General features: G+C 60.7%; 12 protein-coding genes and 1 pseudogene. 8 read left to right on the top strand and 5 right to left on the bottom strand.

All coding sequences use genetic code 11. The features are described 5' to 3' along the window. Positions 1-12: 12 nt before the first annotated feature. Positions 13-2,403 (bottom strand): CoA transferase, encoded by a 2,391-nt coding sequence (locus tag HUK73_RS26285; protein WP_176594655.1) that lies wholly within the window; start codon positions 2,401-2,403, stop codon positions 13-15. Between the two features lie 136 nt (positions 2,404-2,539). On the opposite strand from HUK73_RS26285, the gene HUK73_RS26280 reads away from it, so the two are divergent. Further along, positions 2,540-3,262 carry a TetR/AcrR family transcriptional regulator gene (locus HUK73_RS26280; protein ID WP_176594654.1) on the top strand — a complete coding sequence of 241 codons (723 nt, stop codon included), beginning with the start codon at positions 2,540-2,542 and terminating at the stop codon, positions 3,260-3,262. Between the two features lie 9 nt (positions 3,263-3,271). Here HUK73_RS26280 and HUK73_RS26275 read toward each other — a convergent pair whose 3' ends face one another. Then, on the bottom strand, positions 3,272-3,754 hold the full coding sequence (locus HUK73_RS26275; protein ID WP_176594653.1) for an Lrp/AsnC family transcriptional regulator: 483 nt from the start codon (positions 3,752-3,754) through the stop codon (positions 3,272-3,274). Between the two features lie 88 nt (positions 3,755-3,842). Between HUK73_RS26275 and HUK73_RS26270 the strand changes: the two genes are divergently transcribed. Beyond that, entirely contained in the window at positions 3,843-4,814 is a 972-nt protein-coding gene (locus HUK73_RS26270; protein WP_176594652.1) for a DMT family transporter, read from the top strand. A 140-nt stretch (positions 4,815-4,954) separates the two neighbouring features. Here HUK73_RS26270 and HUK73_RS26265 read toward each other — a convergent pair whose 3' ends face one another. Further along, on the bottom strand, positions 4,955-7,099 hold the full coding sequence (locus HUK73_RS26265) for a TonB-dependent siderophore receptor (protein ID WP_176594651.1): 2,145 nt from the start codon (positions 7,097-7,099) through the stop codon (positions 4,955-4,957). 112 nt (positions 7,100-7,211) lie between these two features. On the opposite strand from HUK73_RS26265, the gene HUK73_RS26260 reads away from it, so the two are divergent. The 4 genes and pseudogenes from HUK73_RS26260 (at position 7,212) to HUK73_RS26245 (ending at position 9,769) form a co-directional block, all read left to right on the top strand. Beyond that, positions 7,212-7,703 (top strand): hypothetical protein, encoded by a 492-nt coding sequence (locus HUK73_RS26260; protein WP_255326564.1) that lies wholly within the window; start codon positions 7,212-7,214, stop codon positions 7,701-7,703. Next, positions 7,700-8,200 (top strand): annotated as a pseudogene (locus HUK73_RS26255) (cytochrome-c peroxidase); the annotation flags it as partial. The gene HUK73_RS26260 and the pseudogene HUK73_RS26255, both read left to right, overlap by 4 nt. Before the next feature lie 94 nt (positions 8,201-8,294). Further along, a complete protein-coding gene (locus tag HUK73_RS26250; protein ID WP_176594649.1) occupies positions 8,295-9,290 on the top strand; it encodes an IS481 family transposase in 996 nt (331 codons plus the stop codon). A gap of 5 nt (positions 9,291-9,295) precedes the next feature. Next, the gene (locus HUK73_RS26245) at positions 9,296-9,769 is read left to right on the top strand and encodes a cytochrome-c peroxidase (RefSeq protein WP_176594648.1); all 474 of its coding nucleotides are present in this window, start codon (positions 9,296-9,298) and stop codon (positions 9,767-9,769) included. Between the two features lie 13 nt (positions 9,770-9,782). On the opposite strand, the gene HUK73_RS26240 is transcribed toward HUK73_RS26245, so the two are convergent. Together HUK73_RS26240 and HUK73_RS26235 are read right to left on the bottom strand one after the other, a co-directional pair. After that, entirely contained in the window at positions 9,783-10,550 is a 768-nt protein-coding gene (locus HUK73_RS26240) for an SDR family NAD(P)-dependent oxidoreductase (RefSeq protein WP_176594647.1), read from the bottom strand. A 112-nt stretch (positions 10,551-10,662) separates the two neighbouring features. After that, positions 10,663-11,346, bottom strand: coding sequence for an SDR family oxidoreductase (locus HUK73_RS26235; RefSeq protein WP_176594646.1), 684 nt, complete (start codon positions 11,344-11,346; stop codon positions 10,663-10,665). Positions 11,347-11,722: 376 nt separating this feature from the next. Here HUK73_RS26235 and HUK73_RS26230 point away from each other — a divergent pair, with 376 nt between their 5' ends. Together HUK73_RS26230 and HUK73_RS26225 are read left to right on the top strand one after the other, a co-directional pair. Continuing rightward, complete coding sequence (locus HUK73_RS26230; RefSeq protein WP_176594645.1) at positions 11,723-12,469, top strand: helix-turn-helix transcriptional regulator; 747 nt, start codon at positions 11,723-11,725, stop codon at positions 12,467-12,469. A gap of 318 nt (positions 12,470-12,787) precedes the next feature. Then, positions 12,788-15,268 (top strand): TonB-dependent receptor, encoded by a 2,481-nt coding sequence (locus tag HUK73_RS26225; protein ID WP_176594644.1) that lies wholly within the window; start codon positions 12,788-12,790, stop codon positions 15,266-15,268. Positions 15,269-15,289: the final 21 nt, after the last annotated feature.

Raw genomic sequence — 15,289 nt, 5'->3', positions numbered from 1 at the left:
CCTTCCCGACGACTATGCCGTTACGCGTGAGGCGATGCGGCCCTTCACATCATCGGCCTGAATGGCGATCCCCCGTTCCAGAAGATCGCTGATCTCCGCCTGAGAATAGCCCAGTTCGGTGAGGATCGAAACGCTATGCTCGCCCAATCGCGGCGCAGAGCCTTGAGCAAAACCGGGGGTCTTCGACAGATGGTTGAAAAGGCCCAACTGGCGAACATGGCCGTACATGGACTCATGATTTTCGATGGCGCGGTTGCTGCGAAGCATCCATTGCTCGAACAGAGCGTCGTCCACCCATTGGGTTTCCCGCGCTATCTCGCAAGCCGCCCCGGCCGCGTCGAGAATGGCGAAGGCTTCGGCGGACGTCCGGGTCGCGAAAAAGGACTTCAGCAGGCAGCGAAGAATGAGGTCATGCGCGTTGCGGTCCTGCACGGTACGGAAGCGGCTGTCGTTGACCAGATCATCGCGACCGATGGCATGGGCGAGCGCGGCAAAACGGTCATCCTGTCGGCAGCAGAGGCAAAGCCAGCCATCGCTGGTCCGGTAGAGCCGGTCCAGAGCGTTGAAGCCCTGCTGTTCCTGGTCGAGCCGCATTCCGTAAACCGTCTTCCGCTCGGCATCGAGGAAATGCTCGGACGTCGTCCATAGGCTGGAATGGAGCTGGGGACATTCGACATATTCGCCATATCCCCGTTCCGTCCGGTTTTCGACGGCCATCAATATGGCCGCTGCACCCAGAAAGCCGTTATTATAATCCTCATTACCGAAGACCGAACGGTTGGGTGTGTTTCCCTCACCACCGCCTTCATACAGCAGGCCCGTCCAGCCGCTGACCAGCGGCGCGAAGCTTTTGAGCAGCGATTTCGGCCCATGGGAGCCATAGCCGGGCAGATAGACATAGATGAGGTCGGGATTGATCGCCGACAATCGGTCATAGCCGATGCCCAGCTTGTCCGCCTTGCCGGGGCGTAGATTGTGCGTGACCACATCCGCCGTCGCGACCAGCCGGTGGGCTGCCGCCAGACCTTCGGCTGTCTTCAGGTCGAGCACGATGTTCCGCTTGCCCCGCTGCGCGGCGTCAAACACGTCGGGCAAAGGACGCATCTGGTCGCCTGACGGGGTTTCCACCTTGATGACATCGGCGCCCAGATCGTTGAGCAGTCGGCCACCGAACCCGACCGCGAAGAAGGACGAAAAATCGACGATACGCAGGCCTTCCAGCGCGCGTTTGATCGGGCGGCCCGGCAACAGCTTGGCCTTGGACGGGCGCGCGACCAGTTCGGGCAGCAAGGCGTTATCAGCGCCGATCGCAGGGGCGGGCAGGGGCGTGGACACAATCGTCCGTCCGAAGCGGACAGCCGGCGCGGCCTGATGGATCGTGCCGAAATCGGCATCCGGCAATTCGATCCGCATGTTCGCATATTCGACCTGTTCATCCAGCAGGATCTCTGCCGGTTCCAGCACGGGCAGGGCCGCGACATCGGCCTCCCGGAACAGGCGGATCCATTCGTCCCTTGGCTTCGCACGAATGGCGTCGAAAATTTCAACCCGGCAGCATTGATATTCGTCATCGTCCAGCGACACCGCCATTTCCGGCCCGTCGACCTTCTTGATCCGGTCGCCGAAGCCCAGAATGTCCATGGCCGGTTTGAAGCCGCCGGAACCGGTATGGATCTGGAGGAATTTGCCGTCGCCGCATTCGAGCATGGCCGTGACCAGCCGGACCCGCCCGAAGCGGTCGGCAGCACCGGAATCTCCCTTGCGGATGTAGGAAAGGCCATCTTCCTGCCACCAGTGATTCATCGGCGACTGGGCAATCATCGCATCCAGCAATGATGCCTCTATGCCTTGTCCCTCGCCGATGCAGCGGCGCGCTCGCAACGCCGCCAGTACGCTAATGACCGCCAGGAACGCCTGGCCATAATGGAGCGCGGGATGGCCCAGATACATGGGGCCTTCCCGGTGCGAACTGCCCTTGTCGATCATGGTGCCAAGCAGCGCTGCCGCCAGGGATTCTCCATAAGGCCGATCAGCGAAGGGCGTGTCGGCGCTGTAGGCTGATAATTTGCAGGAAATGAGCGCCGGGAAATCCCCCTCCAGCCTGACGGGATCAAGGCCGAGGTCCAACGCCTCCGCATCGGTCAGCGCGTGGAGGAAGACATCCGCTCCTTTCAGCAACCCGCGCAACTGTTCCCGGTCTGCGGCATCGAACAGGTCCAGTTCGATGCTTTTCTTGCCCCGGTCCCATCCCTTGCGGCTGAGGTCATGCGCGAAAAAGGCCCCGCCGCGCGGTTCGACCTTGATCACCTGCGCTCCATGATCGGCCAGCAGCATCCCGGCCATGGATCCGGGCATGACCGGCGCGGCTTCAACGACGACAATATGCTCAAGGGGGCCTGCCATATCGCTCTCCATCATGTCTTCTTTTGCTGATCCTATACGCTGACGCAGTTTCCCTCGCAATGAAAATTAGACCACGGTCTTATTTTTAGGGAAACACACTGGCCAAACCGGGCAGATTGCGCCATGAACACGGGCCATGACGGGCAAAGAGCAGGCCAATCGCCAACAGGGAGGAGAGCGTTACGCGAGCGCGACGATGCTCGAGCGACGGAAGCGAATTCTTGCGGTCACGCGCGACCTGGTGGCCGAGCAGGGAATTGATGGCTTCAGCATCAATGCGCTCTGCCGGCGCGCGGATGTCGCCAAGCAGACATTATACAATGCCTTCGGCACGAAGGACGAACTGATCGCGGCGGCGATCCTGGACTATTTCGAAGATTATGAGCGCCATATCCCCTATCGCAGCGCCGTCGGCACACTTGACCGGCTGATCGAGCGGATGGTGGCCGTAGGCACACGCAATCTGGCCATTCCCAATTATATCAAGGCGATAACGGGATTCTATTTCAGTGCGAGCCCGCATCCTGAATTGCGCGAGACGCTCCACAATATTTTCAGCGCGATTCAGGCCCCCTATGTCAAAGCACTGGCCGCCTCGGCGAGCCTTCATCCCTGGGTCGATCCTGAGCGGCTGATCGAATCGCTGGACGAACAGCGGATGCTGGTTGCTGCCAAATGGGCGAGAGGCGAACTATCCGATGAGGAGTTCATCAACGGCCTCGTCATGGGCGTCCTGACAATCCTGCTGGGCGTTTCGCGCGGTGAAGACCGTGACAGGATATTGGTGGTTGCCGCCAGGATATGTGAGAAGACTGCAAGGGCTTATGTGGAATCCCTGCCGGGTGTCAGTTCAGACTGACGCGGGCGTTTACGGGATGACTATCTCCGCGCCTGCCTTTACGCGATCGAGCGCGATCAGGCTGCGAAAGCTCGACACCGCTTCGTTATCGGCAAACAGGCGTCGCGTGATGGCCTCATATTCGATCATGTCCTGCGTCACGATCACCAGCACGAAGCTGATCCCGCCTGTGACATAATAGCATTGCTGGACTTCAGGGGCTGCCAGGAACAGCGCCTTGGCGCCGTCGACCGTCATGGGCCGTTCGTTGATCAAATGCACCTCGACGATGGAGGTGATCGTCATGCCAAGAGCCTTGGTGTCGATGATCGCGACGTTATGCCGAATGATGCCCGCCGCCTCCATCGCGGCGATGCGTCGCTGGACGGCAGCGGCCGACAGATTCACCGCTTCAGCGATCGTGCGCTGCGGGATCTTGTTGTCGCGTTGAATGATCCTGAGAATTGCCCGATCGAAGCTGTCGAGCGAGCGGAGGGAGGAAGTTCGAGCCATAAACGAGTTTTTGTTGCATTTTGGTGCCTGATCAAGAGCCCAAATCTCACCACTGCCGTGATAATGCTCCCCGCCTACGAGGAGCATCATGGATATCACACTCAGCAATTCGGTTCGCGGTGCCGATCGAACCGTTCAGGGGATTGCCTGCGGCGTCGGTGCGGGCGCGCTGTGGGGACTGGTCTTTCTCGCCCCAGCGCTGGTGTATAGTTTCACCCCGCTGGAACTCGCGATTGGGCGCTATCTTGCGTATGGAGCCTTGGCCGCCATTCTCGTCATGCCGCGATGGGGAGGGGCGATCCCATTGTTGACGGGGCGCGACTGGCTGTCTCTTGTCTGTCTCTCACTGGCCGGCAACACACTCTATTATATATTGCTCGCGACTGCCGTTCAAAGAGGCGGGATTGCGATGACATCGCTGATCATCGGTTTTCTTCCTGTCACGGTAACGGTCATTGGCAGCCGGGACAGGGGAGCGATACCATTGCGTAAACTCGCGCCGTCGCTGATGTTGTGCGTAGGTGGTGTATTCTGCATCAGTTGGCAGGCCTTGACCGGCGGAACGTCCACATCGCAGGGGACCAGCCTGATCGCGCTTCTGTGCGCCGTCGGAGCGCTGGTATCCTGGACCTCGTTCGCCATTGGCAACAGCCGCTGCCTTGTCAGGCTGAATCATGTGTCTGCCCATGACTGGAATTTGCTGAACGGTCTGGTCACCGGCGTCCAGGCCCTGGCGCTGATCCCTCTCGCCATATATTGGGGAGCATTGCGCCACGGCGCTGCAGATTGGGGGCAGTTTGCCGGTGTTTCAATCGCTGTGGCGTTGCTCGCCTCAATCCTTGGGAATGCGCTTTGGAACCGGATGAGCCGGCTCTTGCCACTGACCCTGTCGGGTCAGATGATCCTGTTCGAAACGCTGTTCGCGCTGCTCTATGGCTTCGTCTGGACCCAGCGAATGCCGACCGCATCGGAAGCCGTGGCCTTCCTATTGCTCATCGCGGGTGTGACATCCTGCCTGAGAGCCCATCGGCGGCCAGCTGCCAAAGGGAACGATGTTTGAGCTGCCCAGTGCCATGCTTCCTGCCATTGGGTAGAAAAGCTGGTTTCAAGACGTTTGCCGGGTTCCGGCGCAACAATGGTACGGTCATGGGCCGCACCATCCTGCGCCGAAACGCGCATCCCTGATGTTCCAGACAGACTTTAATAACGTGCCCGGATGCTGGCGAACAGGGTCCGGCCCGGTTCGGGAAAGCCGTCCGTCAACGTGTAATAATCATCGAACAGGTTGCGGCCGCCGACGCCGATCTCGATATGGTCGGTCAGCGCATAATCGACCCGCAGCCCCGCATTCACATAGGCGCCGGTACGATAATAGATTTGCGGCTGGGTCGCGGTTGTCGCGGTGAACAGGGTCCAGCGGTTGGATGCAAGATCGACGCTGGGAACGATATGCAGCTTCTCGACCGGCGCCCAGTCGAGATAGGCAAAGCCCTTATGCGTCGGCACGCCGGTCGGGTGGAAGAGCGGATTGGCGGCATAGTCCAGCACCCGCTTGATTCCGGTATAGTTCATGCCCAGGTCCAACCCCGGCAGGATCGTAGCCGATACCGACAGTTCCACGCCATAATAATGACCGCTGCCGACATTGCGGCTCTGCGTCAGATTGGTGAGCGCGCAGCCCGGCGTGGGAACAGCGGGCGGTGTGGTCGACGCAGTGCAGGGATAGGCAGGCGTTGGCACGCTGAAGATCGCATCGCGCACCCAGCTATAGAAGAGTGCGCCTTCCATCCGCACCGGGCCGCGTGCCCAGCTTCCGCCGATTTCCGCATTGGTGGCACGTTCCGCCTTCAACTCTGGATTGGGGATGGCGCTGTTGAACCTTTGGCTGAAGCGTTCGAAGATGGTGGGAAAACGGGCGCGGGAGGAAAGGCTGGCGTGCAGGTTCAGCGCATCGCTTGCCTGCCAGTCGAACCTGCCTTGCAAGTTCCACGTATCCGCATCGCGGCGGGGATAATTGTACAGCACCTTCGCGCCATTGGTGCCCAGCGGTGAGCCATATTCCTCCGCGAGCTTGAGATCGCGCCAGTCATAGCTGCCGCCCAGCGTGAAACGGAGTGCGGGCGTGATCCTCAACTCATTTTCCAGCGCGATGGAATAGGTGTCTTCGGCCTGGGTCTGTTTCGGCTCGGTCGTTCCGACGCCTGTCGAGGAAAAGCTGGTCTGGAATTCCACATGTTTGTCGTGCCGATAATGATAGGCGATGCGCATCGTGTCCGCGTCCGTCGCGCGGAAATCGAGCTGGAGCGAGCCGCCCCATGCCTTGTCCTGATAGGGGCTGTTAAAGGCGTAACCTTTGGTCTGTGTCGTGAGCGTCCGGTCGTCGAAGGACCGCAGCATGGAATCGAAGACGTTATAATAAGTCCGCGTCTTGAGCGTTGCGCGGTCGCCCAGCGCCGTGGTCGACAGGAAATAAACGCTGTCGATGTCCCATTTTGGCCAGTCCCAGAAGCGCGGCGTCGTCACCGTGTCGCTGATATGCAGCGGTGCGCTCTTCTCGCCGGACTGGTGGGTGTAGCTGATCGCATATTCGTCCGTCGCATTGGGGGTGAAGCCCAGCTTCACATTGCTGCGCCAGTCCTGCGTGCGGGAAAAGTCGCGGGCGCCGCCATCCTCCAGTGCCGGATTGCGCGGCGTGAAGTCGTGGGGCAGGTTCCAATGGTCGGTGAAACTGCGGGCGTAGCTCGCCTGCGCATACCATCTGTCCTGTTTCGTGCCGACCATCGCCGATGTGGAATAGCCCGCATAGTCCGTGTCATTGTCGAAATTCACCGTGCCGCGCACATCAACGTCCAATTCCTTGGTCGGCTTGCGTGTGACCAGGTTGATCGCGCCGCCCATGCCGCCGGGGCCGTCCAGCACGGAGGCATAACCCTTCGCCACCTGCACCTCTGATATGTCAGTGGTCAGGAAGCGGCCATAGTCCAGCCGGTTGTCGGCGGGCAGGTAAACCCGGATGCCGTCGATGGAGAGCGGTACCTGGAAACGGTCGAAACCCCGAACGAACACCAGTCGCTCGTTACGGGTGCCGCCGCTATTGCCCGCCGCGACGCCGGGCATCAGGTTGACCGCATCGTCGAGCGCCGTGCGGCTGAAGGTGTAGATGGCGTCGGAGGAAAGGGTGCTGCCGTCAATCTCTATGCCTTGTGCCTTGGGCGCGGTGACGATGATCTGACCAAGGGAGAAGCGGTCGGACGGGTCAGCTTCGGCTGGGGTGCCGGTTTGCGCCTGCGCCATGGGCGCGAAGATGGCGCCTGCCATGAGCAGGGCAGCCAGGGTGATACGCATGAAATTCCCCTTTTCTGGTCGTTCGACTCGCTATATCGCCGCGTATATAGCTTTGAGTCGGAGAAGAAAGCCCTTGATGCCGTTCCGCGCTGTTTCGCTGCAGCTTTTCCCCTTGGCTTTGTCTTCCGCGCCCGCACTGGCGCAGATGGGCCATGATGCCGAGCTCTGTAAGGTTCCGGTGGAGCTGCCTGCACCGCTCGCCTCATGGAATCAGCCCATCCCCCTACAGGCTGCCGCCGACCGGAAGGGGGCTGCTCGTGCAGCGCTGACGCCGGGGCAGGCGGTGGCAATGACGCTGTTGCCAACGCCCAGTGTCGTCTATCCGCTGCGTCCGGCCAAGCCCGGTGGGACGGTCAGCTATGGTGGGCTGGCAAGCTTCACCGTGAAAGAGGCCGGGACGTGGCGCGTGGCGCTCGGCTCGGGTGCCTGGGTCGATGTGGTGAAGGATGGCAAGGCGATGGAATCCGTCGCCCATGGCCACGGCCCGGACTGTTCGGGCATTCGCAAGATGGTCGATTATGCGTTGCAGCCGGGGCGTTACACGCTTCAGATGGCGGCCAATGGTGAGGATAGGCTGGCGCTGATCGTGACGCGCCTGCCGTGAAGAGGTGGCTGCTCGCGGCGGGGGTGCTGCTGCTTGTCGGGGCAGGGCGGCCGTGGCGCTGGGATTTACCCGCCGGGGTGGCATCGCCTGCTATCCCTGCGGGAAACCCGATGAGCGTGGCGAAGGTCGAACTGGGGCGCCGCCTCTTCTACGACGCGGATCTGTCGGCCAATGGCACCATGGCCTGCGCGGCCTGTCATGAGCAGAAGCGCGGTTTTGCCGACGGCAACGCGATGCGGCCCGGTGTGCACGGCGATCCGGGGCGGCGCAACGTGCCGGGGCTTGCCAATGTCGCCTGGCGCGCACGGCTGACCATAGCCGATCCCGCGATCATCGACCTGGAGGCGCAGGCGCTGGTTCCCTTGTTGGGCGAGCATCCGGTCGAAATGGGGATGAGGGGACTGGAGACGGAACTGTCGCGCCGGCTGGGGACCAATGCCTGTTATCGCCGGATGTTCGCACGGGCCTTTCCGGCGGAGCGGGGGCGGATCGACCTAGCTGTCTGGTTGCGACACATCATTGGGACATGGTAAGTAGCGCTATTGCGGATCACGCTTGGCGCTTTGCTGCTCTTGTTGATGAGGTTTCGTGATGGTGCAGATACATCCTCAGGCCCGAACCACGCCCGCTGTGCGGGCAGACATTGCCCGCTCCACCGAACCTGCCAGTGTCGTGGCGAAGCGCTATGGCATCAGCGACGAGACCGTCCGCAAGTGGCGGAGACGCGGAGAGCAGGCGGTCCAGGATCGATCAAGCCGACCCAAGCGCCTTGCCTGGCGGACGAACGAGGAGGAGCGCGCCATCATCTGCGCCGTGCGCAGAGCAACAGGGTTCCCGCTGGACGATCTCGCTTTCGTACTCCGGCACTTTCTGCCACATCTCAACCGCGATAGCATTTATCGTGTCCTTAAGGCCGAAGGCCTCAATCGACGACCACCCAAGCCGACGGTGCGGCCCCGCAAGGGTCAGGGCCACTTCCACGACTATGATCTCGGTTTTGTCCACATCGACGTTAAACATTTGCCCAAGTTGCGTACCGCGGACGGCGAGATCCGTAAGCGCTTCCTCTATGTCGCAATCGATCGCTGCTCACGCTTTGTCCACCTCAACGTCTACGACGCCGAGAACGCCGCCAATGCGGTTGCCTTCCTCAAGGCCGCCATGAAGGCCTTCCCCTTCCGCATCACCCATGTGCTGACGGATCGGGGTTCTTGCTTCACCGCCGATGATTTTGAACGCGCCTGCGCGAAAATCAAGGTCAGCCATCGCACGACTCGGCCCTATACGCCCCAGACGAACGGCATGGTCGAGCGCTTCAATGGCCGCATCGCCAGCGAGGTGCTCGGCATAAATGTTGCTGGCCACGCAGATCTCGAAATCCTGCTGACCGGCTTTAATCGTGCCTACAATTTGCGACGACAACGTGTCCTCCAGGGTGGTTCGCCTAGCCAAAAGGTAGATGAACGGATCCAACTCAACCCTGCTCTTGCCAATCCCCTTTACAGGACAGCGGCGCAGGACGACCTTATGGCTAGAGTCGACGACGTATTATATTATGCCAATGATGTGTCGCAACCAGACAGCTAGGCACGGTGGCTGCGGCGCTGGCGGCTTTTGAGCGGACGTTGATTGCGCTCGACAGTCCCTATGACCGATTTCGCGCCGGAGATGGCGCTGCGCTATCGGATGATGCGCGGCAGGGCGCAAGCCTGTTCGTCTCGCACGGCTGCGCAGCCTGCCACGCGGGGCGCGACCTGACCGATGAGCGCTACCACCAGCTTGGACCGGCGGAGGCGCGCGATCCGGGCCTTAGTGAAAAGACCGGCAATGCGAAGGATGCTGGCCGATTCCGCACGCCGCCGCTGCGTAATGTCGCAGTAACGGGGCCATGGTGGCACGACGGGTCGGCCCGCACATTGGAAGAGGCGGTGCGGCGCCATCGGCTGGCGCTGCCGGAGATGGCGATGCCGTCCCTGCTTGCCTTTCTCGACAGCCTGACCGACCGCGCGTTCCTGACCGATCCTCGTTTCGCAATGCCGGATCGCGCCTGTGGGAAGAGGCTTTAGGCTCCCCGGTCCCTCAAACCCCAAAGCCACCCGACACGGAGATGGTCTGTCCGGTCACATAATTGGCCCGCCGGGACGCAAAGAACACCGCCGCCTGACCGATATCTTCCGCTTCACCCCAACGCTTCAGGCAGAGCAGCTTATGGGTTTCCTCTTTCCATTTTTCATCGAACACGCCCTGCGCAGACAGTTCGTGGAACATGCCAGCGTCGATCACGCCGATCAGCACCGAATTGGCGCGGATCTCATGGCGGCCTTCTTCCTTGGCGATGCCCTTGATCAGCGCTTCGTTGATGGCCTTTGGCGCGACCGACAGCCCATCCAGCTTCGGCCACCAGTCATGCCCCGCCGACCCCAGATGGGTAAAGCTGCCGCCGCCCTTTTCCCGCATATGGGGGATGAAGGCGCGTGTCGCATTGTAGAAACCGAAGGCCTCCACTTCCACCGCCTGACGGAACTGCTCTTCTGTCCAGTCGGCCAACGGGACCTGCGGCACCAGGGGGCCTGCGCCCCAGACAAGGCTGTGAATACGGCCATGCTCGGCCACCGCCGTTTCGACCAACGCCTCCAGCGCTACCCGGTCGCGCACGTCCGCTTTGTGGATGCTGGCCTTGACACCCAGCGCCCGGATCGCTTCCGCCGTTGCCTGCGCCACATCCTCCTTGCGGTTGTAGCAGATGGCGACGTCCGTGCCCGCCATTGCAAATTCCAGCGCGACGCCCTTGCCGATGCCGCCGCTACCGCCAAAGATGATCGCCGCGCCGTCCGGGAAATCCGCCATTAAGCCTTCTCCTGTCGTTGTATGCGTATAATTGAGTGACACATACAACGATATTGAGAATGAATGAATGGATATAATGACGAATCGCGTAATATTTCAGTGAAGGCTGCGGTCAGCCTCCGCTATTCGTTACGGGAATCGATGCGCCGTTGATCGCCCGCGCCTGATCGCTGAGCAGGAAGGCGACGACATCGGCAATGGCGGCGGGGCTGGTCCAGTCCGACGGATCCGCATCGGGCATGTCGGCGCGGTTGCGGGGCGTGTCGATGATCGAGGGCATGATCGCATTGATCCGGATTTTTCGCGGTTTCAATTCCGCCGACAGTGCTTCGACAAGGCGCGATACGCCCGATTTTGCGGCCGTATAGGGTCCCATGCCCGCCCCGGCGCTGGCTGTCGCCGCTGCGCTGACGCACAGGATGCTTGCGCCGTCGCCCAGATTTGGCAGGGTCGACATGATTGTCGAAAAGGCCGTTTCGACATTGATCGAAAACAGCGACCGCCAGGTGGCAAGGCTGCTGTCCTGTACCGGCACCCATTCAAAGCCGCCGACCAGATGGACAAGGCCGTCCACGCCGCCCAGCTTCGACCGGGCTTCCTCCACCGCCCGGGCGGCGAGGGTCGGGTCTGCCAGATCGTCGGCAATGCATTGATGGACCGCTGCGGGAAGTCGCTCATCAGTCACGCGGTCAATTCCTGCCACTGCATGGCCAGCTTCGACCAGTCCACGGGCCACGGCGTTGCCCAGCACACCCGCGCTTCCCGTCACGATGATGCGTTTGGTCTGTCCGGTCATCCTATTTTCTCCCTTTGGATCGTCCTGTTGGCGCCTAGGGAGCATTTTTCAGGGAATCGAGCAAGGCCGTCGCAAAGGGATCGTCAGAAAAGCCCATAGCTGGTCATGGATTGATCCTTTTTGAGCGGCAGGGTCATGGACCGGCTCATGGGGCTGGGCTATGTCCGGCGAAAGGAGGAGGGGAAGATATGCGCATGCAAGCAGGCGTAATCGCCATTTTTGCGCCGAACAAGCTTCGGCTGCGCATGGATTGCGCAGCCGAAGAGTCGAGGGATGGACATCGACCCCGGACCGTTCCGTGATCGAACATCACGTCATCGGATTTAGCGGGAAACGCGGATCTCATCACCTTTCCAACTGACAGAAGGATCATCAAATGATCTCCTCTTCTTCCTCCAGCGACCCTTTTGGTGCAGAACATGAAGCATTGCTTGCCACGCTGCGGCGGCGTCTGCGGGCTGCGGGATGGACGCAGGCGGACGTGGCCGTAAAACTGGGCGTCGGCACCGCGACCGTCAAAAGATGGCTGCATGGCAAGGGGATCAGCCTGCGCACCCTGTCCCAGCTTTGTGCGCTCGCCAACACAACGCTGACCGAATTGGCCGAATGTTGCGCGATCGAAAGTCGCCCCGACGATCATCTGACGCTCGCGCAGGAAAAGGCGCTGACCGCCAGTCCTGAACTGTCGACGGTTTTCTTCGTGATCGTCAACGGCTGGCCGGTATCGGAGGCGGAAGAGGGATTCGGCATCCCGCCCGAGCAGATCGTCCAATATGTGGAGCGGTTGGAACGGCTCGCCCTGATTGACCGGCTGCCCGGCGGCCGTCTGCGCGCGCGGCTGGACCCGGCCCATGTCTGGCGGCGGGAACCCATGCGGCGGCATTTCGAAAAGCATATGAAGCATCTTTTCTTCAAGCTCGATTATGGCGATCCCGCGACGATTTTCGGCGTGGAGACGGTGAAGCTCTCACCTGTTGGCGTCGCGCGGGTGGCCGAACGGATCGAGCGTTTTCGCGGCGAGTTGCGCGACATTGCTCAGGAGGATCGCCGTACCACTGTCCTTCCATCCGAATGGCATGCCATATTGGCGGTGGCATGCCCGACCTTGCCGCTCAGGTCCTGATCGGCCAAAATCAGTTCTTGACGTATGGATTGTTTCGATACACTTTGCATTTCGATAGAGAATAAGCTGTAATAATGATGAAATGCAGTGTGTTTTTCGCGATGAGAGGATGTGAAATGGAAAAGGCTTCGCGCACGGATTGATTGTCGCGTGATGGCTTCCGGCCTGCATCGAAAAATGGGATAATGGCGGTACACCGCCAAGCGTTCGGTCATGATGGCCCACAGGGGATCATGGCCGAGTGAAGGACCAGGTTCCATCAAAAGGAACCGGCCTGTTCGAGGGATGGCATCGCCTCATGAGGAGGAGGGGATTGCCATGCGTTTTTGTGTTGCCGTTGTTCTGGCCGGTGTGTCGGTATTGGCCGCGACGACAGCCTTGGCTCAAGCGCCGCAGGTGGCGGATGAAGTCCAGTCGACGTCCGCGCAGAGCGGGCAGCTGGCGGATATCATCGTCACCGCGCAACGGCGCGAAGAAAGCCTGCAAAATGTGCCTGTCGCCGTGACTGCGATCGGCGCCGAGCAACTGGATCAACTGCGCGTCACCAACGTTCGCGCACTGACCGGCATCGCCCCCAATCTTCAGATCAACACACAGGGGCTGCAATCCAATCCGACGATCATCATTCGCGGCGTGGCATCGGGCACGTCGAATAATGCGGTCGATCCCAAGGTCGGCATCTATCTGGATGGCGTCTATATAGGGCGCACGGTGGGATCGGTCTTCGACCTGTCGGACATCCAGCGCGTCGAGGTGCTGCGCGGCCCACAGGGGACCTTGTTCGGGCGCAATGCCACCAGCGGCGCCATCAGCCTGACCACCGCTGCGCCTACCGGCAAGTTCGGCGTTCGGGGGTCAGTATCCTACGGCAATTACGATGCAAAGCGCGGCAAGGTTTCGGTCGACTTGCCATCCTTCGGGCCGCTGGCGATCAAATTCTCCTATCTGCATGATGATATCCGCGGGGATTACCGCAACGCGATCGGCGGCAGCACCATCGATTTCAGCCAGATCGATCCCTCTTTCGGCAAGCAGCATATCGTCAGGCGGCTTGGCGGACGCAATGTCGATGGCGTGGGCGTCGCCGCGCGGCTCGATCTGGGTGGTCTGACCGCCGACTATCGTTTCGATTATACCGACGCACGGTCCAGCGGCCGCGCGATCCAGAGCCGCGGTGTCATCCCCGACAGTTCGGGCGCGCTGCTGTCGCCGATCATCGCCTTTCAGTCACTGTTCGGCGGCATCACCAATATTTCGCCTGATCGCCTTGCAACCGTCGCCAATGCCTCGAGTATCGAACGGGTCGTGACCCAAGGGCACAGTCTGACCCTCAGCTATCCGCTGAATGATGCGATCACGCTGAAGAGCATCACGGCTTTGCGCAAGTTCCGGCAGGACCCCAATATCTACGATCTGGCCGCGTCCGGTGGCCTCAAATTCACCACGGCCCAATTGCAGGCGCTGCTGGTTGGCAATGTCGCAGGCGTGCTGAACCCTGCCAATGCGCCGGGGCCGAACGATTCCTTTTTCTCGCTGATGACTGCGCGGTCGACCCGGCAGAAGCAATTCAGCCAGGAATTTCAGGTACAGCTCACGTCCGACAAGGTGGACCTGACAGCCGGACTGTTCTATTTTCACGAAAATTCGCCCGCAGACGACTATCTGGGCATTTTCCAGCCTGTTGCCAATGGGGTGGTGATCGACATGGCAAAGGTTGGCCTGATCGCCGGATTGCCGGTGGGGCAATTGCCCTTCGATCTTAATCGCGATGGCGTCATCAATGCTGCGGATAGCAACCCCTCTCTGGCCAGCCTGTTCGGCAGCGGCATGACGCGGACGCGGGCGATCAACGACAGCTATGCCGCCTACGGACAGATTACCTGGCATCTGACCGACACGCTCGATGCCACAGGCGGGCTGCGTTACACCAAAGACGAGCGCGAGAACCATATCTATGAGGTATCGGGCGGGCAGGGCGGCCAGCTAGGCGTCGGAGACTATAAGGTTAACTATAAGAAGGCGACCTGGGCGGCGATCCTGACCTGGCGCCCGACGCAGCGCGTGACCGCCTATGGCAAGGTATCGACCGGCTATGTGGCGGGCGGCATATTGAGCGGCATTCCCTATCGGCCCGAAACCCTGACCGCCTATGAACTGGGCCTCAAGACCCAGACTTTGGGCAACCGCCTGCGCACGAACATTGCGTTATTCTACAGCGATTACAAGGATCTTCAGACCCAGAACTTCATTAATGGTCGGCAGTTCTTCAACAATGCGGGCAAGGCGGATATCAAGGGTGTCGAGATCGAGGCCGATTTCGTGCCGGTGCGCGGCCTGACGCTGAGTGGCAATCTCAGCTACACCGATTTCGGCTATAAGAGCTTTATCCTGAACGGTGTGGACGTGGCGGACGTTGCCCGCACCACCTTCGCGTCGAAATGGCAGGGGCGCGCATCGGTCCAATATGATGCGCCGGACATGACGATGGGCGGCCATCTGTCGGGAAGGATCGACGGTCGCTACCGCAGTCGTCTGCCGCTGGTGTCGACGCCCTTCTACGATATGCAGGGCAATCTCGCCCCGCTCAATCAATATGCCTATCAGAAGGGTTTCTGGGTGGTGGATGGTCGCATCGGCTGGGTCGACATGCCGTTGGGCGGAACGAAGGCGTCGCTGTCGCTGTTCGGCCAGAATCTGCTCAACAAACATTATACGGCTTTTGGATCGCCCGTTCTGCAACTGGTGGCAACCTATGATCGTGGACGGACCTATGGTGTCGAACTGGGCTTTGCCTTCTGACATGGATTTTGGAGAGTAGAG

It is taken from the genome of Sphingobium sp. EM0848 (assembly GCF_013375555.1).
GTDB lineage: Bacteria > Pseudomonadota > Alphaproteobacteria > Sphingomonadales > Sphingomonadaceae > Sphingobium.
Note: the sequence above shows the minus strand (reverse complement) of the source record. Positions and strands in the feature narration are given on the sequence as shown.

Coding starts and splice junctions, on each gene's coding strand:
- HUK73_RS26240 (WP_176594647.1), bottom strand. CDS start 10,550: ATGGCGGATTTCCCGGACGGCGCGGCGATCATCTTTGGCGGTAGCGGC.
- HUK73_RS26270 (WP_176594652.1), top strand. CDS start 3,843: ATGGATATCACACTCAGCAATTCGGTTCGCGGTGCCGATCGAACCGTT.
- HUK73_RS26265 (WP_176594651.1), bottom strand. CDS start 7,099: ATGCGTATCACCCTGGCTGCCCTGCTCATGGCAGGCGCCATCTTCGCG.
- HUK73_RS26230 (WP_176594645.1), top strand. CDS start 11,723: ATGATCTCCTCTTCTTCCTCCAGCGACCCTTTTGGTGCAGAACATGAA.
- HUK73_RS26225 (WP_176594644.1), top strand. CDS start 12,788: ATGCGTTTTTGTGTTGCCGTTGTTCTGGCCGGTGTGTCGGTATTGGCC.
- HUK73_RS26275 (WP_176594653.1), bottom strand. CDS start 3,754: ATGGCTCGAACTTCCTCCCTCCGCTCGCTCGACAGCTTCGATCGGGCA.
- HUK73_RS26280 (WP_176594654.1), top strand. CDS start 2,540: ATGACGGGCAAAGAGCAGGCCAATCGCCAACAGGGAGGAGAGCGTTAC.
- HUK73_RS26235 (WP_176594646.1), bottom strand. CDS start 11,346: ATGACCGGACAGACCAAACGCATCATCGTGACGGGAAGCGCGGGTGTG.
- HUK73_RS26285 (WP_176594655.1), bottom strand. CDS start 2,403: ATGGCAGGCCCCCTTGAGCATATTGTCGTCGTTGAAGCCGCGCCGGTC.
- HUK73_RS26250 (WP_176594649.1), top strand. CDS start 8,295: ATGGTGCAGATACATCCTCAGGCCCGAACCACGCCCGCTGTGCGGGCA.